Source organism: Anoxybacillus sp. B2M1, assembly GCF_001634265.1.
GTDB classification, from domain to species: domain Bacteria; phylum Bacillota; class Bacilli; order Bacillales; family Anoxybacillaceae; genus Anoxybacteroides; species Anoxybacteroides rupiense.
Map to the genome: position 1 here is coordinate 1598125 of NZ_CP015435.1, position 22039 is coordinate 1620163.

Annotated in this window: 23 protein-coding genes and 1 pseudogene; 12 read left to right on the top strand and 12 right to left on the bottom strand. The window is 40.2% G+C overall.

Annotated features, from left to right (window positions below; all coding sequences use genetic code 11):
* Positions 1-220 precede the first annotated feature (220 nt).
* Positions 221-1270 (bottom strand): hypothetical protein, encoded by a 1050-nt coding sequence (locus GFC28_RS07670; protein ID WP_044742084.1) that lies wholly within the window; start codon positions 1268-1270, stop codon positions 221-223.
* A 369-nt stretch (positions 1271-1639) separates the two neighbouring features.
* Here GFC28_RS07670 and GFC28_RS07675 point away from each other — a divergent pair, with 369 nt between their 5' ends.
* Positions 1640-2044, top strand: a complete 405-nt coding sequence (locus GFC28_RS07675; RefSeq protein WP_044742083.1) for a (deoxy)nucleoside triphosphate pyrophosphohydrolase — start codon at positions 1640-1642, stop codon at positions 2042-2044.
* Positions 2045-2165: 121 nt separating this feature from the next.
* Here GFC28_RS07675 and GFC28_RS07680 read toward each other — a convergent pair whose 3' ends face one another.
* From GFC28_RS07680 to GFC28_RS19240, 5 genes are all read right to left on the bottom strand, one after another.
* Positions 2166-2576, bottom strand: a complete 411-nt coding sequence (locus tag GFC28_RS07680; protein ID WP_044742082.1) for a hypothetical protein — start codon at positions 2574-2576, stop codon at positions 2166-2168.
* A gap of 12 nt (positions 2577-2588) precedes the next feature.
* Positions 2589-3518: a glutaminase A gene (gene glsA, locus GFC28_RS07685; protein ID WP_044742120.1), complete on the bottom strand. Its 930-nt coding sequence runs from the start codon at positions 3516-3518 to the stop codon at positions 2589-2591.
* Between the two features lie 207 nt (positions 3519-3725).
* Positions 3726-4040 carry a hypothetical protein gene (locus tag GFC28_RS19725; RefSeq protein ID WP_231883427.1) on the bottom strand — a complete coding sequence of 105 codons (315 nt, stop codon included), beginning with the start codon at positions 4038-4040 and terminating at the stop codon, positions 3726-3728.
* Entirely contained in the window at positions 3982-4233 is a 252-nt protein-coding gene (locus GFC28_RS19730; RefSeq protein ID WP_231883426.1) for a hypothetical protein, read from the bottom strand. Before GFC28_RS19730 ends, GFC28_RS19725 begins: the two co-directional genes overlap by 59 nt.
* Before the next feature lie 826 nt (positions 4234-5059).
* Positions 5060-5242 carry a hypothetical protein gene (locus GFC28_RS19240; RefSeq protein ID WP_156487520.1) on the bottom strand — a complete coding sequence of 61 codons (183 nt, stop codon included), beginning with the start codon at positions 5240-5242 and terminating at the stop codon, positions 5060-5062.
* Positions 5243-5455: 213 nt separating this feature from the next.
* On the opposite strand from GFC28_RS19240, the gene GFC28_RS07695 reads away from it, so the two are divergent.
* The 5 genes from GFC28_RS07695 (at position 5456) to GFC28_RS07715 (ending at position 10928) form a co-directional block, all read left to right on the top strand.
* A complete protein-coding gene (locus GFC28_RS07695; RefSeq protein WP_044742081.1) occupies positions 5456-6652 on the top strand; it encodes an iron-containing alcohol dehydrogenase in 1197 nt (398 codons plus the stop codon).
* Between the two features lie 394 nt (positions 6653-7046).
* The gene (locus GFC28_RS07700) at positions 7047-8060 is read left to right on the top strand and encodes an iron-siderophore ABC transporter substrate-binding protein (protein ID WP_080860822.1); all 1014 of its coding nucleotides are present in this window, start codon (positions 7047-7049) and stop codon (positions 8058-8060) included.
* Complete coding sequence (locus GFC28_RS07705; protein WP_044742079.1) at positions 8053-9093, top strand: FecCD family ABC transporter permease; 1041 nt, start codon at positions 8053-8055, stop codon at positions 9091-9093. Before GFC28_RS07700 ends, GFC28_RS07705 begins: the two co-directional genes overlap by 8 nt.
* Positions 9094-9116: 23 nt before the next feature.
* Positions 9117-10121 carry a FecCD family ABC transporter permease gene (locus GFC28_RS07710; RefSeq protein WP_369824142.1) on the top strand — a complete coding sequence of 335 codons (1005 nt, stop codon included), beginning with the start codon at positions 9117-9119 and terminating at the stop codon, positions 10119-10121.
* A complete protein-coding gene (locus GFC28_RS07715) occupies positions 10122-10928 on the top strand; it encodes an ABC transporter ATP-binding protein (protein WP_044742077.1) in 807 nt (268 codons plus the stop codon). It begins immediately after the preceding gene.
* A 560-nt stretch (positions 10929-11488) separates the two neighbouring features.
* Here the strand turns inward: GFC28_RS07715 and GFC28_RS07720 are convergent.
* The 5 genes from GFC28_RS07720 to GFC28_RS07740 all read right to left on the bottom strand — a co-directional run bounded on the left by GFC28_RS07720 (position 11489) and on the right by GFC28_RS07740 (position 16116).
* Positions 11489-12259 (bottom strand): DUF817 domain-containing protein, encoded by a 771-nt coding sequence (locus tag GFC28_RS07720; protein ID WP_044742119.1) that lies wholly within the window; start codon positions 12257-12259, stop codon positions 11489-11491.
* A gap of 133 nt (positions 12260-12392) precedes the next feature.
* The gene (locus GFC28_RS07725) at positions 12393-12614 is read right to left on the bottom strand and encodes a helix-turn-helix domain-containing protein (protein WP_044742076.1); all 222 of its coding nucleotides are present in this window, start codon (positions 12612-12614) and stop codon (positions 12393-12395) included.
* Between the two features lie 10 nt (positions 12615-12624).
* Positions 12625-13104, bottom strand: a complete 480-nt coding sequence (locus GFC28_RS07730; protein WP_044742075.1) for a DUF2975 domain-containing protein — start codon at positions 13102-13104, stop codon at positions 12625-12627.
* A gap of 268 nt (positions 13105-13372) precedes the next feature.
* Positions 13373-15010: a nucleoside recognition domain-containing protein gene (locus GFC28_RS07735; protein ID WP_044742074.1), complete on the bottom strand. Its 1638-nt coding sequence runs from the start codon at positions 15008-15010 to the stop codon at positions 13373-13375.
* The gene (locus GFC28_RS07740) at positions 15004-16116 is read right to left on the bottom strand and encodes an NAD(P)/FAD-dependent oxidoreductase (RefSeq protein ID WP_044742073.1); all 1113 of its coding nucleotides are present in this window, start codon (positions 16114-16116) and stop codon (positions 15004-15006) included. The genes GFC28_RS07735 and GFC28_RS07740 overlap by 7 nt, the downstream gene beginning before the upstream one ends.
* A 515-nt stretch (positions 16117-16631) precedes the next feature.
* Between GFC28_RS07740 and GFC28_RS07745 the strand changes: the two are divergent.
* Positions 16632-17252, top strand: a pseudogene (locus GFC28_RS07745) (IS256 family transposase); the annotation flags it as partial.
* A 343-nt stretch (positions 17253-17595) separates the two neighbouring features.
* Here GFC28_RS07745 and GFC28_RS07750 read toward each other — a convergent pair.
* Complete coding sequence (locus GFC28_RS07750) at positions 17596-18072, bottom strand: GNAT family N-acetyltransferase (RefSeq protein WP_044741682.1); 477 nt, start codon at positions 18070-18072, stop codon at positions 17596-17598.
* A gap of 403 nt (positions 18073-18475) precedes the next feature.
* Here GFC28_RS07750 and GFC28_RS19735 point away from each other — a divergent pair, with 403 nt between their 5' ends.
* The 5 genes from GFC28_RS19735 (at position 18476) to GFC28_RS18760 (ending at position 21888) form a co-directional block, all read left to right on the top strand.
* Complete coding sequence (locus GFC28_RS19735) at positions 18476-19078, top strand: hypothetical protein (RefSeq protein WP_231734653.1); 603 nt, start codon at positions 18476-18478, stop codon at positions 19076-19078.
* 56 nt (positions 19079-19134) lie between these two features.
* Entirely contained in the window at positions 19135-19638 is a 504-nt protein-coding gene (locus GFC28_RS19740; protein WP_052660899.1) for a SagB/ThcOx family dehydrogenase, read from the top strand.
* Between the two features lie 12 nt (positions 19639-19650).
* Positions 19651-20922 (top strand): MFS transporter, encoded by a 1272-nt coding sequence (locus GFC28_RS07765; RefSeq protein WP_044741680.1) that lies wholly within the window; start codon positions 19651-19653, stop codon positions 20920-20922.
* 152 nt (positions 20923-21074) lie between these two features.
* Positions 21075-21467 carry a DCC1-like thiol-disulfide oxidoreductase family protein gene (locus GFC28_RS07770; RefSeq protein ID WP_044741679.1) on the top strand — a complete coding sequence of 131 codons (393 nt, stop codon included), beginning with the start codon at positions 21075-21077 and terminating at the stop codon, positions 21465-21467.
* Positions 21436-21888, top strand: a complete 453-nt coding sequence (locus GFC28_RS18760) for a VanZ family protein (RefSeq protein WP_082063418.1) — start codon at positions 21436-21438, stop codon at positions 21886-21888. Before GFC28_RS07770 ends, GFC28_RS18760 begins: the two co-directional genes overlap by 32 nt.
* Positions 21889-22039: the final 151 nt, after the last annotated feature.

The window sequence follows — 22039 nt, forward strand, 5'->3', positions numbered from 1 at the left end:
CGAAAAGGCAAGTGTGTGCACTTGCCTTTCAGCCGTGTTTTTACGGGCATCGTTCGTTCAATTCTTCAAATGACTGAAGTTGACCTTTTCCCTATTAGATAACCCCTGAACTCCAAATAAAGAGTCATCAACTTTTTATGGGAACAGCTTTTGTTCGAGGAAAAAAGTTCTTTTTTTATACTGGCTGATTTTAGCTTCATTCAAACAGATAGCCAAAGTTTTATTTTTGCACAGACTTAACTATGCTACTATTTTCACCAACTTTAAGTTTCTTAACTATTTTACCATTTTTCATAAATTGTAATGTTCCGTTTTGAGGATTAGACACTAAAAATCCTTTTAATTGTTTGTTGTAGTCAAAATAGGCTGGATTCTTTATAGGTAAAAATGATTCACCAAAATCTTTTTTATTAATTATTGTTAAAAATTTTCCTTTCATGTCCATATCCGTATAATTATTAATATAGAATTTATTCCCCACGCTAATTATTTTTTGCGGGAAAGGCTTAGACAATTTCTTCTCATAAATGATTTTCCCATTATTCAAATCGATAACCATAAACCTATTTGTATATTTTTCAGGATCTTTCACCCACTCAGGCCGTGGTCCGTAAGAAAAACCTGTAAAAACACAGTACATTTTGTTATCTTCAATTACAAAATCACTTGGAGGTAATTCAAGATGATCTTGAATAACAGGATGAAATGAAAGGGATGCATCATTAGTTTGTATTCTATATACATTACTGTGCTGGCTCATGCTCCCCCCAGAATTTATAGAAATGAAAATTTCATCTTTATAATGTTTAATTGTATTAACCATTCCTTTGGTAAACATCAATTTTTCTATTTTCCCATTAGACAAATTAACAATAAAAAAAGGCATTCCCTCTCTAAATATTTCAGATGAAGCAATATAAGCTTTTTGCTTCACGACCACAAAGGCCGCTGGTATATGTGGCAGTTTTATTTTTCTTTCAATATAACCATTCGAAAGATTCATGATGAGCATCGAGGGTTTAGTTCCCGTATACGTACCATCCTCTAAAGCATAAACACGATTTCCGTCTATAGAAAAACTTTGAAATTTGTTTTTATTATTAATTTCTTTCACTATATTCATCTTCTTATCAAGAAAAATCAACTTACTATCTCCATCGGCAAGTGCGACAAAAGTTGGATATCTTGCGTGGTTTATTTCTTTCGATTTTTCACATCCGAAAATAAAACAGCAACAAATAAAATACGCAAAAATGACAAATTTCCTCATATACAAGTCTCCTTGTAAATCAGTGTTCATCTGAAACAAGACCAACTAAACATTAGGATAAGATCAAAAGTGTGGATAATCCATTATTTTACTAAAAATATGGAATGATTGAGCTAGACACAAGCAATGTCAATTGGTTTTAGTTTTTTTACCAAAACACCATAATTTCTTTGCATGAAAACGAATCTATGCGACACACATTGGACTAGTATCCAGACAAATAGATTGTCCCGCTCTTATATCATACCAAAATTTATCACTCAAAGATTCTTCAGCGTTTTTCCAGAAATCAAAAAAACAACTAAGCTTTGCATCGAATATTTTGTGATAAAATAAAGTAAAAATGCGAACAAAAAGGAGAATAACATCATGAAAAAGACCGTTCTTGTCATCGGCGCCGTTATTGAAGATGAGCAAAATCGTATTTTGTGTGCTCTTCGTTCTCCTCAAATGACATTACCGAATGTATGGGAATTCCCTGGCGGCAAGATGGAAGAAGGAGAGAAGCCAGAAGAAACATTATCAAGAGAAATTTTCGAAGAATTAGGCTGCACAATTAAAGTAGATGAAAAAATGGAAGAAGTGCATTATGAATATCCAGATGTGATCGTCCATTTGCTTACGTATAAAGCAAAAATTGCGGAAGGGGAGCCAAAGGCGAAAGAGCATGCAGAATTAAAATGGGTGCCGCTTCAAGATCTAACATCCCTTGAATGGGCACCTGCTGATGTTCCTACAGTAAAAGCGCTACTAACGAATGCTCTCAATGCTTAGATACACGGCCTCTAAGCGCCAAAAAGCCCGCATAGAAGATTTCTCTTCCATCCGGGCTAAGCGAAGAAAGCTGTTTTCAAAAATCATGTTACTGGCCTTTGAAAACAGCTTCTTTCATCCCTTACACTTCCACCGTCTTTCCTTCCTCCACAATATGGTAGAGCAAATGGACCAAATGGTGAATCGGACCGTATGCTTCCTCTTTATCGCCTTCTCCGGCCATCTCTTCCTCATCGGCGAATTCAAGATCATTTAAGTATAGGGCCATAAATTCATAAAAATCTTTCATCTCAAAGCTATAGCATGCGCTCGCTTCTTCTTGGTCTTCTTCATATTGAAGCATCAAATAGGATACATTTCCTTTTGTGTCTTCGGCATCAAAAAAGACAAAGTAGCCGATGTTCGTATCCAAGTCGAACAAATGGCGCGTCCCGCCTTCAGTTACCTCATTGAACTCGCCTTCGTTCAATTTGCCGACTTTCATCGTTTCCATATCATCTTCGCGGTGAAACTGCACCATAAATGTTTTCATGTTTGTCTCCTCCTAGAAAATACTTAGTGAATATGTTTTTGACAGCAGCTCAAGCAATTTCATTCCCGTTAAGCTATTTCCCTTATCGTCGAGCGCTGGACCGAAAATGCCGATTCCACACCGTTTAGGAACAGCCGCGAGAATACCGCCTGAAACACCGCTTTTCGCGGGAATGCCAATTTTAATCGCAAACTCCCCTGAAGCGTTGTACATACCGCACGTCACCATAAACGTTTTGCAGATACGGGCGACATCAGGCGGCATGAGCGGTTCACCCGATTGCGGGTCTCGCCCATCAAGCGCCAATACAAGGCCGATATGCGCCAAATCGATGCACGTCATCTCAATGGCACACTGCTTCGTATACAAATCCATTAGTTCTTCAACATCTTCATCGATAATACCATGCTGCTTCAGGAAATAGCAAAGCGAACGATTTAAAAAGGCGGTCGCAAACTCAGATTGAGCCACTTCTTTCGAGTAGGAAATGCTTTCATTGCCGGCGAGGCGGCGGACGAATGCCAACAGCCGGACAAGCCGTTCCTCGACCGAACCGCCGCGGATCATATGCGTCACCGCCAGCGCTCCAGCGTTAATCATCGGATTAAGCGGTTTGGCTGGCTGCATGTCTTCAAGCTTGGCGATTGAGTGAAACGGGTCTCCCGTCGGCTCCATGCCGACTTTGCGGAATACTTTCTCTTCGCCGCAGTCAATCAAGACAAGCGCAAGCGCAATAATTTTCGAAATGCTTTGCAATGTCACTTTGACTGTTACATCGCCAGCATCGATCACCTGACCATCCGGCATATAGATGGCGATCGACAATTCATTCGGATTCGCTTTTCCCAGCGCGGGGATATAATCGGCCACCTTTCCATCGCGGGCGTACGGCTTCGCTTCTTCGACAAAACGGACAAGCTCTTCTTTTTTATACACAAGCATCACCGTTTGTTAGTATCGTCCATTTTTTCAGCATATATGACCCTTTGTTTATCGCTCATTGATCTTTTTCTCTAATGATTCGCTCTAAGGATTTCTGTTTGATTTTTCAATTTCTAAGGCGCAAAATAATCATTAACAAAAAAGTGCCGAATGAATGACCATTGAACCGCGCTTTTTATGTTGGCACACTCACAGTTACTAATTTGTTTATTTCGGTTGAAGTTTTTTCTTTCTCCAAGGTTTTAAATATGAAATAATAAAAATAAAAACGGTGACGGCCACTTGAAAATATACCGCGTATTGCCTTATTTCATGATTTTGAAGAAAAGCCGGATTGCTTAAAGCTAGTTCCTTTTGCGTTTCCAATAATTCCATATTGGCAATCATCAAACGGTCGACGACAAAAATGCCAACAACGGTTTGGATCATATAAAGACCAAATTTGACGCCGACCCAGCGATGCTTAAAAAATCCCCAATGGGTGAAAAATCCGTAAATAAAGCCTACTAAACAAAGTTCCAACCGCTCCCCATCTGACTACATGATCACTTATCGTCACCATGTTTTTATAACCGTGGTAGGCTTCATCATATTTTGTAAAATCAATCCAGAAATTCAATGCTACCGAGCTCAAAATGCCGCCAAAAAACAAAACCACTAAAAAAACATGGATGATTTTCAGCCATTTCATGCCATTAGGTCCTATTTTCTTCAATATTCCGTCCCCCTCTTTATCGCTTGTATGTTACGCGTTTTTTACACCGATCAAAAACCTTCTCTATCTTCGCACTATTCATCATTATAACGGGGGAAAAATAATGGCAATACAATATGGGCCGCGTTTTTCATTCTCCCTACTTCTGAAGGCTTATTTCTTATAACAGCAACAACGATAGTTGATGTGAAATGTTTGGACACAAAAAAGCAATCACGGGAAGATGATAACGTGTTTGGCAAGGGGCTTCTGCATGTATAAGTTCTGTTGCAAAAATTCTTATATGACGAATGAGAGAGAAACGATATGAAACAGAAATTTTTCCCACCCTTATTATTTTTCTTAATATAAAGCGGGTCAGAAGGTCCAGACTTTACTGGCATTGTTGCTTATAAATCAAGACGGTTGTCGCAAAGTTTGTTATTTTTTCAAGAAATCTCCCGCCTCTTAACGAAATGCAGGTGGGAGAGGCTCAGCAAGTAAAATACGCCATAAAATGATTTTCATTCTCTGAATTACGATAAAATAACACAAATGAAAAGAGGATTGTTTATGAAAGTTTTCTCTGTTTTGTTCATGATTTTAGGAGTTATTTTAACGCTTTTAGGTATATTACCTTTTATATTGAAATATCCGTTTAACAACAGTCCTAATTCAGGTCCAGCAAATATTTAGGAACTAATCCTTATGATTTCATATGACGTCAAGGGATGGTATTTAATGATTGGCATTGGTTTATTGTTATTATCCTCGTTTTTCAAACAAAGGGAAAATTAAAGTTTTAAATCATTTTTAAATAAACACCTTAATTCTATTTGCACAAATATTACCATTCTCCTGCTTCTTTCAAGATTCCACTCCATAAACTTTTTACTCTAGCAAAATAGATCAACGCTTTGACAGCCGGGCGACCGAACCAGCCGACTTCTAAACAAATGAACTTGTTTAGAAGCAGCTCGTTGTTCGGCACTTGGAACATTTTGGAATAACCGAGACACGTCATTAACACTTCTCCATCCACCCTGAACTTTCGGCTAAAAAATGAGGAAAGCAGTGGGCTTTTTTTGGAACATTCATCTGTATTTATATAGATCGTTATGATCTGAAACACTTGTCTGTCTATATATCATATCGGGCACTAAAGGATCTTATGGTAATTGCATTTAATAATTGGCATACGTCTTGCGTATTTATATGGTGAAAAAAGAAAGGAGTGTACCAAATGAGAGATTATGCCTTGTTTCAAACACCCCAAACCATATCCTATGGATGCAATGCCTTTCAAACAGTAGGCAAAGAAGCAGCATTAAGAGGCAGAAAAGCTTTAGTAATAAGCGACAAAATTATGGAGAGCTTAGGGAATATTGAAAAACTTCAACATGAGCTTTTAAAAGAAGAAATTGTAAGCGTTGTCTATTCAGGTGTGGATTCAGAACCAAATGATGGTTACGTGGAAGAAGCATTACATCTTCTTCAAGAAGAAAAGTGCGATTTAGTGATTTCGCTAGGTGGAGGAAGTTGTATTGATACAGCCAAAGCCGTTGCTGTGGTTGCAACAAATGGTGGTTATATTGGCGATTATATGGGAAGAAAAAAAGTCGCAGGAAATCCATCCATCCCGCACATTGCCATTCCAACAACAGCCGGAACCGGATCGGAAGCTACGGATGTAACAGTCATAACCAATACTGCTAATGATGTAAAAATGATGATCAAACAACCTGCCTTCATGCCTGACGTCGCCATTGTCGACCCACTCTTCACTTTATCTTCTCCTAAAGCTGTCACGGCCGCCACTGGAATTGATGCTTTAAGTCATGCTGTTGAAGCTTACATTTCTAAACGTTCTCATCCAATGACAGACGTTCTAGCACTTTCTGCAATGGAATTAATCGTGAAACACTTAAAAGAGGCATATGAGGACGGAAACAATATTGAAGCAAGAGAAGGAATGGCGCTGGGAGCATTACAGGCAGGTATGGCCTTTACCAATTCTTCTGTTTGTCTAGTGCACGGTATGTCAAGGCCAATTGGTGCGCTGTTCCATGTCCCGCATGGAATTTCAAATGCGATGCTACTACCGGCCGTTTTAGAGTTTAGTTACGAAGCTTGTACCGATCGCTTAGCTGTATTAGGAACATATTTTGATCCAACAGCAAAAACCCTTTCCAACGATGAAGCAGCAAAAATCGCCGTTCGTTCTGTAAAAAAGCTTTGCCTAGATTTAAATATTCCTAATTTAAAAAATTGGGGCATTGATCAACATGATTTTGAAAACGCTATCGAAAAAATGGCGACTGATGCGCTTGCCAGCGGAAGTCCACAAAACAACCCTAGAGTGCCATCAAAAGAAGAAATAAAAGAGCTTTACAAAGTTTGTTACAATTACGATTTTTCTACGGAAAATTCTTCACTATGAACCTCCTCCCCTCCGTTAAGAGGGGGGCTTTTTTCAGAGGAGTGTTAAAAATATAAGATGGCGCTCATTCATTATTGACAACTGATTTCTAAAAACATAGAATGAGATTGGGAATCATTATCATATGTTGGTGGACAAAAAGCATTTATTTTCTTGCTGTCCATCTCATAGATTGTGATCAAGATAGGAGGTAGACACAGATTGGCCGTTGTGAAAAATGATAGGCAAAACGCCTGCTAGTAGCAAATGTGTGGAAACAAATCATTTGTCAAGGTTTTTTCTTTCTATTTAATAGGATTTGCCTATCATAAATCTATAAAAATAAAAAGGGGGCTATAAATTGATTGCAAAACAAAACTTCTCATTTAAACTACTTGTTATTTTGACAGCGCTCATGATCGCATTAGTTGGTTGTTCGAGCAGTTCTCCTTCTACCTCCAAATCAAATGAAGAGAAATCGACAAATACTAAAACAGCCACTGGTGACGACACAAAATATCCGATCGAGATCAAACATGCTTTTGGTACAACGGTGATAAAAAGCAAACCGAAACGAGTCGTTACGATCCAATGGGGGAATCAAGATATTCCACTCGCTCTTGGTGTGATTCCTGTAGGATTCTCGGCGGCAAACTTTGGCGTCCAAGATGATAGCGGTCTTCTACCTTGGACTGCGAAAAAGCTCAAAGAACTCGGTGAAACGAAACCAAATGTGTTCCACGATACAGACGGATTGGATTTTGAAGCGATTTCCGACGCAAAACCCGATGTCATTCTGGCTGCTTACTCCGGTATAACAAAGGAAGACTACGATATGCTCAGCCAGATTGCTCCGGTCGTTGCTTATCCGGAAGCACCATGGGCCACTCCATGGCGTGACCAAATTCTCATGAATGCAGCAGGAATGGGCATGAAAACAGAAGGCGAGAAACTGGTCAAGGATATGGAAAAATTGATCCAAGAAAAATTAAGCAACTATCCGCAAATTAAAGGCAAGAAATTTGTATGGGCTAATTTTTCGGCTGATGATTTGTCGAAACTCCATATCTATACGCCGGTAGACACCCGCGTGGCCTTTCTACATGAGTTTGGATTGGAATACCCTGAAAGTGTAAAGAAACTTATTAAAGATCCTAAAAGTTTTTACTTGGATTTAAGTGCCGAGAACGCCGAGGCTCTTAACGACGTGGATATCATCGTCGGATATGGCAACGAAGAATTATACAATGCCCTCAAAGCGGATCCTGTGCTTGGCAAAATTCCAGCGATCCAGAGAGGTTCTGTCGCGTTCATCGACAGCAGCACACCTTTGGTTGCAGCTGCCACTCCGACTCCGCTTTCCATAGAATATACGATTGATGATTATTTAGAATTAATTGGAGGAGCCGCTAGCAAAGTAAATGAATAGTTTTTTTGCTACTCATGACAAACGAATCCGTTTACATACGCCGAAAAACTTTACAATGATTTTGGCGATTTGTATTCTCTTGCTCGGCGTGTGTATCCTTGCTTCCCTGGCCTTGGGTTCCCGATTAGTGAGCCTTCAAGAATTAGTAGACGGTTTGTTTCACCCTGATGTTGATTCTTATGGAGCCAACGTGGTTCGCAAGCGAATTTCGCGAACGATTTTCGGTTTGTTTTGCGGAGCAGCGCTTGGGGTTTCCGGAGCGCTTATGCAATCTGTCACGCGAAATCCCATTGCGGACCCGAGCATTTTGGGTGTGAACACGGGCGCCGCTTTGTTTGTTGTTTGCGGGATCGCGTTTTTGCATATCAATGCAGCCAACCAATATATTTGGCTAGCTTTAGCTGGAGCGGTGATAACAGCAAGTCTCGTATTCGGCATTGGTTCCATGGGACAAGGAGGGGCTACTCCCCTCAAGTTGATCTTGGCGGGAGCCGCTACAAGCGCGGCTCTCTCTTCCCTCGTCGTCATGATCATACTTCCGCGCTCTTATGCCATGGACCAATTTAGGTTTTGGCAGGTCGGAAGTGTTGGATCAGGGACTTGGAGCGCTATCGCCATCTTTATCCCTTTTCTTATCGTCGGGATATTGATCGCTATGATAACGGCTCCGGCCCTTAACGCTCTCGTACTTGGAGATGACGTTGCTACCGGACTGGGGGTTCGAACAGAAATCTTGAGACTAGTTGCCGCTCTCGCAAGTGTGATATTGTGCGGGGCAACTACGGCGCTGGCCGGCCCTATCGCCTTCGTCGGGCTCTTATCCACTCATGTTATGCGACTTCTACTTGGCCCTGACTTGCGCTTTGTCATACCGATGTCTGCTATGGCAGGCGCCATTATCTTGACGATATCAGATGTATGTGGCAGGCTCATCGGCAGCCCTGGTGAACTTGAGGTCGGTGTTGTTACTGCATTTATCGGAGCGCCGTTACTCATTCTATTAGCTATAAAATCGAAAGTGAGTTCATTATGATCAAATCATCTGTTGAATTGATTATGGCGGGCAGACGCCAAAGACGTCGCCGATGGATACTTGTTACTGGATTGCTTGCGTCATTGGCGTGTATACTTTGTTGCGCGATGCTGTTGCTTGGGAACACGATTTATCCGGTTACAGAAGTCATCCGGGCGCTTTCAGGCGAGCAGATTCCAGGTGCGTCATTTGCGGTGAATACGATCCGCTTACCGAGAATGCTGGCAGGACTTTTTGCCGGATTTGCTTTCGGTCTTGCTGGCAGCATCTTCCAAACAATGTTGCGCAATCCTCTTGCCAACCCGAATGTCATTGGAATTACTACCGGCTCAAGCGCGGCGGCCGTTTTCTGCATCATCGTGCTTCAAACTAGTGAATCGGTCGTTTCTTTAGCTTCGGTGATGGCTGGTCTTGCCACCGTCATGATAATTTATCTCTTATCTAGCAGAAAGCCCTTTTCAATTGGGCGATTAATCTTGGTTGGAATCGGCATACAAGCGATGCTTGACGCCGCCATATCCTATCTGCTTCTCATTGGCGCACAACAAGACATTCCCGCAGCACTCAGATGGCTGAGCGGGAGCCTCAATGGCTCCCAGATGCATGAGCTTCCGCCACTGATGATAACGGTTTTGATCTGCACTCCTATCATTATCGTATTGGGAAAACAGCTCAGTTTGCTGGAGCTTGGCGAACAAGCGGCGACATCTCTCGGCGTACGTACGAATACAGTCAGAGTCATACTTATTCTAAGTTCAGTCTGTATGCTTGCTGTGGCTACGTCTGTCACCGGACCCATCGCCTTTGTCGCATTTCTTTCGGGACCAATTGCCAAAAGATTGGTTGGATCTGGTTTTTCCAATGCCCTTCCTGCGGGGCTTGTTGGTGTGAATCTTGTTCTCGGAGGAGATCTGATTGGACAGTTTGCTTTTGAAACCCGTTTTCCTGTCGGCGTCATCACTGGCATAGTCGGAGCGCCATATTTGATTTTCTTGCTGATCCGAATGAATCGAAAGGGAAGTTTATAAATGAAACCAGTGCATCTTTTCAAAGTCGAGCAAGTCGTGGCAGGGTACGATCATAAAACCGTTATTCAAGATGTTAGTCTTGTTGTTCCTAGTGGCAAAATAAGTGTGATGATCGGAGCAAATGGCTGTGGGAAATCGACTCTTCTAAAAACGATGGCCAGACTGATCAAGCCTACATCTGGACAGATCATCCTCGACGGAAAACCGATCAGTCAATTTCCACCAAAACAATTGGCTCGAATTTTAGGATTGCTGCCGCAATCTCCTGTCATCCCAGAGGGAATTACGGTTGCAGATCTGGTGGGGCGTGGAAGATTTCCACATCAATCTTGGCTTAGCGGATGGACTAAAAAAGATTATGAAGCTGTTGCAGAAGCCATGGAATTTATGAATATTATCGAGTTCGCCAATCATCCTATTGATGAACTTTCAGGCGGTCAAAGACAGCGCGTCTGGATTGCTATGGCTCTTGCACAACAACCGGACATTTTGCTTCTCGACGAACCAACAACATTCCTAGATATTACCTATCAAATCGAAATTCTCGACTTGCTTACTGACTTAAACCGAAAACATGGAACAACGATTGTCATGGTCCTTCACGACATCAATTTATCTGCACGCTATGCCGATCATATTTTTGCGCTCCACAAGGGCAGGCTTGTGGCCGAAGGGGAGCCATCTAAAGTGCTTACGAGCACATTGATCAAAGAAATCTTCGGCCTCGATTGTACAGTAATCGAAGACCCTCTTTCAGGCTCACCAATGGTGGTGCCGAAAGGTCGACATCATGTTCATGTCCATTAGTAGGCGTTCCCCTGTCTTAAGGGGAACGCCTACTATTGTCTAATACATTCTATCGAGAAGTCTGCCTCCTCTTAACAGAATATGAGCAGAAGAAATTCCATTAACAGCAATCACTACATGAAACAAACAGATTGTCAACATCATAACTTGGAATTGCTTATCTAATTTCCATCAATATAAAAAAGCAAAAACCCTAGTATCATAATAGTTGACTAGAAAAATTACGGTAAGGATTTCCGCTATGCATCATCTATCGAATTAATCCTGCCATTCTCGTCTCTTTGGATTTTCTATGCTCTCTGGATGAAGCTTCATCATTTTCTCGTCAATCGTTCCACTTGACACAACGGCATGTTTAAATAGAAAAATTTCTCCACCACTCTGCACAAATAAACTAGTGAATAGAAGCAATCGGTATGAGACAGCTAAAATTCATATTTTAGCGTAAATGCTAATCTCTCAAGTTACCTCTAAATGTCATAAGAATGAACTTTGATCGTTGGAAAAGGAAAGGATTCGTTTCGATCACATATAATTTCAAGTTTCGCGAGGACAAGCCTCTATTCTGATGGAAGATTTTCCTTCACTTGCTTTAACGTCGCTACGATCAAAAAGCTCACAATCACTAGTAAGAACCAAGAACTCACCTTTCCAAGATGAACAAGACTCCATGCCTCGGCCTGATTTGGATATTGCCAAGCTCCAAAAAACGTTGCGATATTTTCAGCGATCCATATAAAAAATCCGATAAGCACAAAGGAAAGGACGATCGGCATGCGGTAACGAGTGCCGCCAACCTCGTACGTGACCCATGATGGCCAAAAAACGATCATGACAAGTCCTGACAGCCACCAACGAACGTCCATCCAATAATGATGAGTGAAAAAATTCAAATAAATCGCGGCAGCAAGAGGCACAACGACGAAAAACGGCGGCCATTTAACGAGCTCCACCTTCAGCCTCCTCCACGCCTGACAAAGATAGCTCGCTACACTTGCGTACATAAATCCGCTATATAAAGGCACTCCGAAAAATTTAGAATATCCTTCCCCTGGATAAGACCATGAACCCATATGCACCTTGAAAAGTTCAAGAGCAAGGCCGATAAGGTGGAACAATGTGATCACCTTTAGTTCATCCATTGTTTCAAGCCTAGAACGCACCATCCACCACTGCATCAGAAGGCAAATAATGAGCAGCCAGTCATATCGCGGCAGAAAGGGAAGCGGCACGATTTTTGTAAAGGCCAAAGAGGCAAAAATCACAACGGGAAACAAACATGATAGGGCCTGCTCCCAACCGAAACGCACGAGTTGTTTGCATGCTCTCATAATTTGTGCCTTTATCATTTTTTTCTGGGTATCCTTTTGAATGGTTAAATTCATGAGCGACTCCTTTTTGATGAATTTGAATCATCGAAATGCTCCTCTTCCTTTCCACTTCACGTTACATAGTTCTATGAGCCTAATCTTGACTCTCTTCATCACTTCGGTATTCTAAAATATCTCCTGGCTGACATTCTAATGCCTTGCAAATCGCCTCTAAAGTGGAGAAACGAATCGCTTTCGCCTTTCCGTTTTTCAATATGGAGAGATTCGCCATTGTGATCCCAACTTTCTCCGAAAGTTCTGTAACGCTCATTTTTCTTTTCGCCAGCATAACATCAAGATTGATTATAATTGGCATATTGTCCACCTCAGATCGTTAAATCATTTTCTGATTTGATATCGATAGCCGTTTTTAAAAGTTTTTGCAGAACGGCAGCAAAAACGGCAATCACCATTGATGCAAAAGGAACCACCAATCCGATCAAGATGACACCTGGAGCGTCATCTTTCTCCGCAAAGAGATAGAAAAGCGGTAAGACGAGCACATGCAAACTGCTGATGGTGATGGCACAGTATTTGATTTTTTTCAAAGCGATGACAGATAACTCGGAAAAAGCTTCATTTTTGTCAATGTAGCGTAAAAGATTAAAAGCCTGATACAAAGCAAAGTAAAACGGTACCGCGGATGCATAAAAAACAATGAAAACGAGATATTTAATAGAAGCAAATTCCGGAAGCAATTTTGCTGCAACATTCCCTAGCACAGGTACCAAAAAGATGCACAAAGCAAGAACTGGAATCCCTATAAGAATAACAACAATCTTTAAAAAGAGAGTTTCTGGTTTCATAAAAAGCACCTCGCTTATTTATTGTCGATTTAATTTTAATAGATTTTTTATCGTTTTTCAATAAATTATTATCGTTTATTATTATTTTTTTGCTGCAAAAAAATATACTTCTTTGTTCAAAACAGACACAAAAAAGCATTTCTCATTATAGAGAAATGCTCTGCCACTTTTATATCCAAGCCTCCAGCTTCCCTGCGCTTTTTGCTTATTAATCTTTGGACTTCCTTAGATCTTTTATGATTTGCTTCTTCGAATGGCATCCAGTATTTTATTGGAACAACAGCGAAAGCAGCAGGGCGGACGTAAGAGATGTGACCATCTGCTTCCCGGATAATAACAGGGCCTCTTTCACCCCTAATTCCTTTGCAACCGTCCATAAAGTAACCGCGCACGCACTTAAAGTAGAAGCAAGATAAACGCTAAGAAATAATTGAAATGTCGACATCTCCGTTAACAGCAGCTGGTTCCCTTCATTAAACAATAAAATGCCATCTTTACGAATCATCGAAAAAACAAGGCCAACAGCGGCTTCATGCGGCAAATTCAGCCATTGAACAAGCGGCGCAAACACTCCAACCGCTTTTTTCATCCATCCGAACACGTCCATCAATCCAGCAATTAGGCAAATCGTAAAAAAGATTGGCATCGCCTGTGTTAGAAATTGTGAGACCGTTGCACGAACCCGGTATAATACTCCTGACCATGTTGGCAGCTGAATAAATGTCCGATGCGGGCGGATCATCCCTATATGCGCGAATGCCTGCCGATGCCATATTCTCGTATGAAGTGCTCCAACAAGAAAAACAGTAAATAAATACGGCAAAAATAAAGACGGCTTTTGTGCGCTATGAAAAATGGAAATCGTTGCACCAATTTGATAACTGCAAGCCGAACCAAACGAAATAAGAGAAACACACGATTTTCGTGTGCACGCACTGCATAATCTGCTCTGTTGAACGGCCACCACATTGCATCCAAATCCAGTTAATACTGGTATAAGATCTTGGCCATTTAATCCGATTTTTCGCAAATATGGATCAAGGGCATCCATGATCCGATCTTTAATCCCTGTTTCGTCCGTGATCGCCATCATAACACTTAACAAAAACACAACGGGAAACGCCCATAAAAAGGAATACGCTCCCAACGTAAGCAATCCATAATCTCCAACAAGTAACGCTTCAACCAGTCTCCCTTTCCCTTCAAGAGCCTGAATAACTCCAGCTAACGCCGCTTCTAAATACGGCTGTCCCCACTCTGCGATTTTATAGGCGATATAAACCGGAAAGAGAAACATCATCAAAATCGCCGCTACTGAAGCGAGAGGCCCTACGACGGGGCGTTCAAATAAAAGCGAAACAGGCTCTTGTTTAGGCAAACGAAGCGCCTGTAATAGCTTCATATCCTCTTCTGTCCATTTTCTTCCTTGCATAAACGGCGGAAGCGTACCATCATTCTCCTTCCTTCCTTTTGTCAAAAAGATCGGGAATTTGTATTGCTTTTGGGCGTTTTCTAATACTGCTTTCGCTTGTTCATTCATTTTATCTACAAATGTAACGGCAATGGAGACGTCCATTTGATCGATAGAAACAATGGACAATAGTTCTTCTAATTCCTCTTGAAAATGGGTGCCCCGTATAATAAGCATCACATGATGGGCTTTTTCCACTTCTTTTTCCAGTTGCCGCTTGCCAAGCTCATCTCCTCTGCGCAATCCCGGTGTATCGACAATCTCCCATCCATCCAAGCAACGAAGGGGATGGGAACGAATCGTATACGTCGTTCCCTTCACATTGGTTTCTTCACCAATGCCAAACTGCGTCCATCTTGAAAATAACGTTGTCTTTCCAACGGATTCAAGCCCGATGAGCAAAAGCCGTTTTCGTTTCGCTTGTTCGGCTAGCACTCGCATTTCACCTCACAACAAGATAAGTCCGTTAAATACATTTGATTGTTGGCGTAGTGAGTGAATATTTCTTCATCATGAGACAGTCTGAAACGGTCAACCAATTGTTTGGCCACAACAGCAAAACGCTGCCGAAATTTATAAATAAAGCAGAAAATCGCCTGATCGTGAGCAACACTTGGCCCAATTAAAAATAAATTCGGCGTAATGGTCGATTCATCATGAACCGTCAGTTTCGCTTTTCCATTTTCCCCCCATTCAAACAATGAACGAATTTGTTCCGCACCTGAACGAAATCCTGTGGCTAGAATCGGTTGGGGTTGAGTCAGCATTTGCTTGCCATTCGAAAGAAATAGCGTATAACCGTTGTTATCCTTATAAATCTTTTCCACTTTTGTCTTTTCGATAACGGTTAGCCGCTTGGTGCGCTCGGCTATTCGCAAGCGCTCCCATGTATATGGGGCCAGCGACAAACTCGGGTCCGCTTCTTTTTTTCCATTTCGCTCTTGAGCTGAGATCACAGTCACCTCATTGCCATAAGCCACTAAATTCACAGCTGCATCCATCCCGCTTTCATAACCGCCAATGACCACATAGTGACCTTTTTCAAGCTTTCTCCAACTATCAATATATCGGTTATGTAACGCATGTTCCGCCCCCGGGAATGGACGTACATTTGGAAACTGAAATTCCCCCGTCGCCCAAATGACAGCATCTGCTTCATAATCGCCTTCATTTGTTTTTAAAACAAAGCGGTCTCCCCTTTTCTCAACGCTAGTCACATTTACTTCTTCTCGAATCGGCAAATCATAATGTTCAGCCAATAAATCAAGATATAGTGCATAATCTTCGCCGCTTAGCCGCTCTTTTCGCAGTGTGAATGCAGGCGATGTTGTCGGGGAAACAGCATTTAAATCTAATGCGCCAAATCCTTGTCCTGTAAATGACGGAGTAATAAAGCGCATTTCTTTCGGCCATTGCATAAATGACGAACCAATGCGATCACGCTCTAAAATCCCGAAATTCTTAATTCCTAATTGCTTGAATAATATCCCCATTCCAATCCCAGCAGGTCCCGCCCCTATGATTAGAATAAAAGGGTTCATTTCCTCTTCACCTCTCGATAATAGTAATCATTACGTTTTATAAACTATACCACACAAAAAGGAATTTGTGAATTCTATAGAATGGAATACATCAAAACATTGTCGGTATTAATTTCATATTTTTTCACAAACGTTCAATAAGGATTCGTCTGTATAGTCCCCCCCTCCTTGTGCGATTCTTTTAGCGATGATAGACGAATCATCCAAACAGCCCTTTTTATGAAGTTCTTTCTAAAAGCTTCCTTCCCCGTCCAGCATTCATCTTTTCCCATTCCAGACTTCAATATATATACTCCCCAGTTTGTCTTTGCATTTACAAGCGAAGTATGTTTAAATATTATTTAAATCGTAATGATTACTATTTTCGTTTTATTTTCTTATCTTTTAAGAGTGTTATCAAAATCAGGACGGAGAATTTAAAAAAGAATTTTTAATAACGGGGAGGAAAATGACTAATGAATCAAAAAATACCTGTAACTGTTTTAAGCGGCTACTTTTATTTTGCACTAAACAGTCGAGATACGGTAGAAAAAGAGGTCATTTATGTCGTGTTAGGTGTAAACGAAGAAGGGTTTCGTGAAATTCTTGATTTCTTTGTGGGAGGACAGGAAAGCGCCCATGTATGGCAGGAGATTCTTCAACAACTATACAACAGAGGCGTCAAGGAAGTCCTTCTAGGCGTATTCGATGGACTACCGGGTTTAGAGGAAGCCTTTAAGACGGTTTATCCGAAAGCCGATGTGCAGCGTTGTGTCGTTCACAAAGTACGTAATACCTTACATCGTGTTCGGAAAAAAGACCAATTTGAAGTGGCAGAGGGTCTCAAGCTGATTTATTGCGCAACGAATAAGGAGATGGCGTTACAGATGTTTCAACAGTTTGAGTCGAAATGGTCCAGCAAGTATCCGAGAGAAGTTCAATCTTGGGATAATGAGTGGGATGTCCTCCTTACATTTATGGAGTATCCAAGCCGTATTCGAAGTGTGATTTACACGACCCATGCCATTGAACGAACGATCAAAGAGATTCGGAAACGTCTCAAGCCGATGAACAGTTTGAGTAGCTTAGAAGCCGCTGAAAAAGTCGTGTATTTGACCATCCAAGATTTTAATGAGAAATGGGCAGGGCGAAAGTGACGAGGATTTGCTGAAGCACAGGAGGCGCTTCAACGAATGTTTGAAGAACGTTACAATTAACCAAATACCGTAAATGCCAAACCAATAAAATAAGGGGATTCTCCCTTTCTGCACAAAAAACTGAATATTCTGTCATTTTTATAGAGGAAACTAATCCCCTATCCATTCCAAATCCATTTCAGAGATACCCTATCTATGTTGCATTACACAAAATTCTTGACGTTACCTAGTATTATAACTAAATTATACCAAATTTAGCATATTATTAATAATTCCTGAACCCATAAAAAGAAAGCCTTTCTCAAGTGCTAAAGTCTAGTAAAATCGAGATACGAGTTAGTTTTCATTTGCTTCTGAGATATTTTTTCATTTTAATGCTTGTTGGAATATACCCCATCTTGGTATATAACTGATATGCACGTTTGTTGTGCCCGAAAACATGTAACCCGATTGAACTTACATTCATCGAGGCAAGGTCAGTTTCAAATGCAATAAGTGACTGCTTTCCATATCCTTTGCCTTGAAATTCTTCGTATATCTTAATGCTGTATATAAAAGCTGATTTCTCGCCATTATTTTCTTTGACTTCATACCAAATCGTGCCTATTGCGCCTACTACTTCGTGATGCAATGAACACAAAAAATGACCATTCGTATGAATCCCTTTAGATAATAGTTCATTTGTTTCTTTGATCGCTCGTCCAATCGATTCTGATGGTGTCCATCTGCCTTCCTTTACATTTTCTTCGGCATACTCTCTGACTGTCTCTTCGAAGAACCTTTTATATTGTTCTTCGTTCATTCGAACCAAAGTTATCATGGATATTCCTCCTAGATTAATTCCTACCGGCCAAAATAGACTATGGTGTCGGCTTCAAATGCAGATTTACACAGCAATTTAGTGGAAAATTATTACTAACATTAACTTAATATTATCATATTTATAATAATTTTCAAATTTCTAACTTGAATAAATTGCCAATCAAATTTAATATAAACTTAAGCAATGTAAGTAAGTGGAAAAATTGGATGATGAATTAAAAGATAATTCAGTAAAAAATAATACAGTAAAAGAAGAAACATTTATTTTTGAAGAACAGGAAGCACTGATACCTATTATGCACCCGGCCGACTAAGAATTGGCATGAGCGGAACCATCTGAAACTCAATCAGGTGGTTCTTACTTTTATTCTGTTGGGAAATGGTTTGAGAAAATGTCACGATTGAACCGTTATTATTTAGCACCTGATTTAGTCATTACTTATCCTGATGGACAACCGCACTTGCATCTACCTTCTGTAAAACGCACTTTTAAAGTTGATTGGAAGGTATGCGAGATTATCTCCATGTTTTCGAGTGAAGACACAAGCTTACAACCGATTTTTTCAGAATCAATGGTAACAAGTATTGTCGAGCACTTGGTCAAAAATGGAATTCTCATCGAAAAGGAAACAGATTACAATTTGACCATTGAGCAAATCGTAGCGGAATGGCAAGATTGGGATGAATCATCTTGGTTCCTTCATCTACAAACAAAAGATACAAAATTTGAAACCACTGAAGAAGGTAGATTGAAAAATGTTGAAGAATTCAGAAAAAAATCATCTCCTGCACCACAATATTTCAAGTGCAACTGCGCAACATCTAGCATCAAACTACCGACTCCTAGTAAACTTTTAGATCAAACTTTGGTCAATTCTTTTATGAAACGTAGATCCTGTCGACGTTTTTCTGAAGAACCAATTTCACTACAAAACTTAGCCGATGTTCTATTTTACACTGAGGGATTCTTTTCACAAATGACACACACTCCTATGGAATCGTAGTCAAAAAGCCCTCTCCCTCTCCGGGTGGACGACATTCAATAGAGTTATATCCGATTGTGAATGCATGTGAAGGTTTACGAAGCGGTGTGTACCATTACTGTCAAAAACACCACGCTTTACATCTTATTGAGACAGAAGAAGACGTGAAGCCATTTCTATACGATGTCCTATATGGGCAAGATTATTTCCTGAATGCCGCAGTTACAGTTTTTTATACAAGTGTTATAGATCGAATTAAATGGAAATACAAAGGCGCACGCATTTATCGACTTATGCATTATGAAACCGCTCACTACGCGCAAAACTTTTTGTTAGCGGGAACAGCACATAATTTAGGTGTTTTCATGACGGCAGCTTTTAAGGAAAGTTTAGTAGAATCAAAACTCGGTATTGACGGAGTACATGAAGTGGCCATGTATGTAACAGGAGCTGGACAAAAAGATGAAATAGGTCCATATGCTCGCGCCGGCATTGAGCTAAGTGAAAACGTACCGGCAGATTTTAAAATTGTCCTGCCAAAAGCTCTTTCTTCTACAGCTGAGCAAAAGATACTAGGGTAAGGTGGAGATGGCATGAAGTTCCTAGTTTCTCAATATTCGAAAATAAAGAAAGTAGTTCATTCACAACCTTGGAGTGCGCCCTTTCTAGGGGCATTGTTTCTAGATTCGTTCGGATCGGGGTTAACTATGCCATTTTTAGTTCTTTTTTTTCTAAAGACGAGTGGTCTTTCGTTGGAGCAAGTAGGTCAAATGCTATCGATTAGTGCATTGGCTGGATTACTTGCCATACCTGTCTGCGGTATGATAGTGGATCGATTAGGTGCAAAGCCTGCTGCTCTTGCAAGTTTTTGGTTACGAGGAATCGGAACTCTTGGATATTTGATATTCCATAATATTTGGGGATTGACAATCGCAGCGACTATTGTTACCTGGGGACAGCGGGCATGGCCAGTTGTGAACCAAACGATCATCTCACAACTTGTCCCCAGCGAGGATCGAACGATGTGGTTTGGAAGTTCTCGAAGTTTACGGAATTTGGGGAATTCTTTAGGAATGCTCATAGGTACAGGTATCATAGCAATATTTAATACATCGTTTGCTTATGGGACGTTAATATTCATAGATGCATTCAGTTTTCTTATTGCAGCCGTGTTGATTGCAAAAATTCCATTGCGCAACCAATCAATTATAAAAAAAGAACCGATTTCCAAAAAAGTTTGGGCTATTCGTTTTTCATACGACTCAAACTTAATGCGTTTTTTGGTAGCAGTTGCTCCGATGACCTTTATGTACGTCGCTTTAGGTTTCGCAATGCCTGCTTTTATAAAGGAGATAAGTCCAGACCTTAGCTGGATTTCTGGTGTGTTATTTACAGTAAATAGCCTTTCCGTTATTGTCCTTCAGGTTCCGCTGTTGTTTTTTACACATCGCTTGAACGATTTGCAAAAAATAATCGTCGGTTCGGTTGTTTTAGGCTTATCTTATATCATTTTCTTAGGAAGTACATTTTTAGTATCTGCACACTTGAACTTTTTTGTTCCACTTCTTTTCGTCGGAATTCTTCTCTTTAGTTGTGGAGAACAACTTTTTTATCCAGCGTCTGCAACAATTGTGGGGGAAATTGGTCCGGCTGAGAAAAGAGGGAAAAGCATTTCGAGCTATCAGCTTCTCTATGGAATCAGTAACGCGATCGGTCCCTTCATTGTAGGATATTTATTAACAAGAAATATTCCCCTTTCTTGGTCGTTTTTTGTGGTGCTTGCTTTTGTTGGAGTATTCCTACAGTGTATGTTATTACCCAATATAATTGGACAATCGCGTTCTCGTGAATCAACAATATTATAGGTATAACAAATGCTAAAAATAACGAGACGTAAAGCGTGATAAGTGTATTTGAATATTCAAATCCTTTCAAAATTAATTAATTTGATGATTTTGATATCACCCCTTATTATAAACATAAGATTTGAAAATTTTACAAAAAGGAGTAGCATAAGGTGAGTAAAATCTTAGTATTGTATGATAGCTGGTGTCCAATCTGTATGAGAGTTAAAGAAAATATTCATAAGCTGGATTGGTTTAACCTTATTGAACTAAAGAGTATTAGAGAAGAAAATAATCTAAATATACCTATCACTGACCTTGAAAAAGAAATGTATTGTATAAACGTAGAAACAGGAAAAATCACAAAAGGTATTGACGCAATCGCTTCTATTTCAGCAAGACTTCCGTTGATGATCTTATTTTGGTTACCTGTGAATTTGTGGTCGTTCAGGCATTTATGGTCAGAAGAAAAAAGGAGTTTAATTTTTTTAGCATATTGGCAAATATATTTTTGTGAACTACTGTCTGTACGTTATGTTCTTACTCTTTTTCCCTATTTATATTGATCCGAAAGCAATAGATACAAGTCAACCGATCGCTCATAATATTAATATAATTCCCTTCGCTTCGTTAATCGATATGGCCATATTCGCTATCAAACACGGCTATTATATGTCTTTAGTTACAAACATTATGGGAAACACTTTGCTGCTTTTCCCATTGTCCTTTTACTTGACAGTCCTCTGGGATCGGCTTAAAAGCGTGACAACAGCATTTATTTCCTCCATTTCCATTCCTATTTTAATCGAATTGATTCAATTAATTGAAAACATTTTTCAAGGGACTGGAAGAAAAGTAGATATTGATGATGTCATGCTAAATGGAATCGGCTTTTTTATCGGATACCGGATTGCTGTTCAACTTTATTCACCACTTAAAGAGATCCTTTCACAATCGAGTATCCGTTTAAAAAAACATCATTTATAACTTCAGCGATTTACTATGCAAAATTTTGAACCCTATCCGAGCGTTGCAACAAAAGCTGGAATCATTCTGTTTTGTTTTTTGGGGATATGGTGATCATTTTATATTAGCTGATCGCCATTCTAAGCATGGATAAATGGAGCGACTTTTATTA

What these genes read in the sequence shown, in the direction of transcription:
- GFC28_RS07670 (WP_044742084.1), bottom strand. Translation starts at nt 1,270, where the DNA reads ATGAGGAAATTTGTCATTTTTGCGTATTTTATTTGTTGCTGTTTTATT.
- GFC28_RS07675 (WP_044742083.1), top strand. Translation starts at nt 1,640, where the DNA reads ATGAAAAAGACCGTTCTTGTCATCGGCGCCGTTATTGAAGATGAGCAA.
- GFC28_RS07680 (WP_044742082.1), bottom strand. Translation starts at nt 2,576, where the DNA reads ATGAAAACATTTATGGTGCAGTTTCACCGCGAAGATGATATGGAAACG.
- glsA (WP_044742120.1), bottom strand. Translation starts at nt 3,518, where the DNA reads ATGCTTGTGTATAAAAAAGAAGAGCTTGTCCGTTTTGTCGAAGAAGCG.
- GFC28_RS07695 (WP_044742081.1), top strand. Translation starts at nt 5,456, where the DNA reads ATGAGAGATTATGCCTTGTTTCAAACACCCCAAACCATATCCTATGGA.
- GFC28_RS07700 (WP_080860822.1), top strand. Translation starts at nt 7,047, where the DNA reads ATGATCGCATTAGTTGGTTGTTCGAGCAGTTCTCCTTCTACCTCCAAA.
- GFC28_RS07705 (WP_044742079.1), top strand. Translation starts at nt 8,053, where the DNA reads ATGAATAGTTTTTTTGCTACTCATGACAAACGAATCCGTTTACATACG.
- GFC28_RS07710 (WP_369824142.1), top strand. Translation starts at nt 9,117, where the DNA reads ATGGCGGGCAGACGCCAAAGACGTCGCCGATGGATACTTGTTACTGGA.
- GFC28_RS07715 (WP_044742077.1), top strand. Translation starts at nt 10,122, where the DNA reads ATGAAACCAGTGCATCTTTTCAAAGTCGAGCAAGTCGTGGCAGGGTAC.
- GFC28_RS07720 (WP_044742119.1), bottom strand. Translation starts at nt 12,259, where the DNA reads ATGAGAGCATGCAAACAACTCGTGCGTTTCGGTTGGGAGCAGGCCCTA.
- GFC28_RS07725 (WP_044742076.1), bottom strand. Translation starts at nt 12,614, where the DNA reads ATGCCAATTATAATCAATCTTGATGTTATGCTGGCGAAAAGAAAAATG.
- GFC28_RS07730 (WP_044742075.1), bottom strand. Translation starts at nt 13,104, where the DNA reads ATGAAACCAGAAACTCTCTTTTTAAAGATTGTTGTTATTCTTATAGGG.
- GFC28_RS07740 (WP_044742073.1), bottom strand. Translation starts at nt 16,116, where the DNA reads ATGAACCCTTTTATTCTAATCATAGGGGCGGGACCTGCTGGGATTGGA.
- GFC28_RS07750 (WP_044741682.1), bottom strand. Translation starts at nt 18,072, where the DNA reads ATGATAACTTTGGTTCGAATGAACGAAGAACAATATAAAAGGTTCTTC.
- GFC28_RS07765 (WP_044741680.1), top strand. Translation starts at nt 19,651, where the DNA reads ATGAAGTTCCTAGTTTCTCAATATTCGAAAATAAAGAAAGTAGTTCAT.
- GFC28_RS18760 (WP_082063418.1), top strand. Translation starts at nt 21,436, where the DNA reads ATGTTCTTACTCTTTTTCCCTATTTATATTGATCCGAAAGCAATAGAT.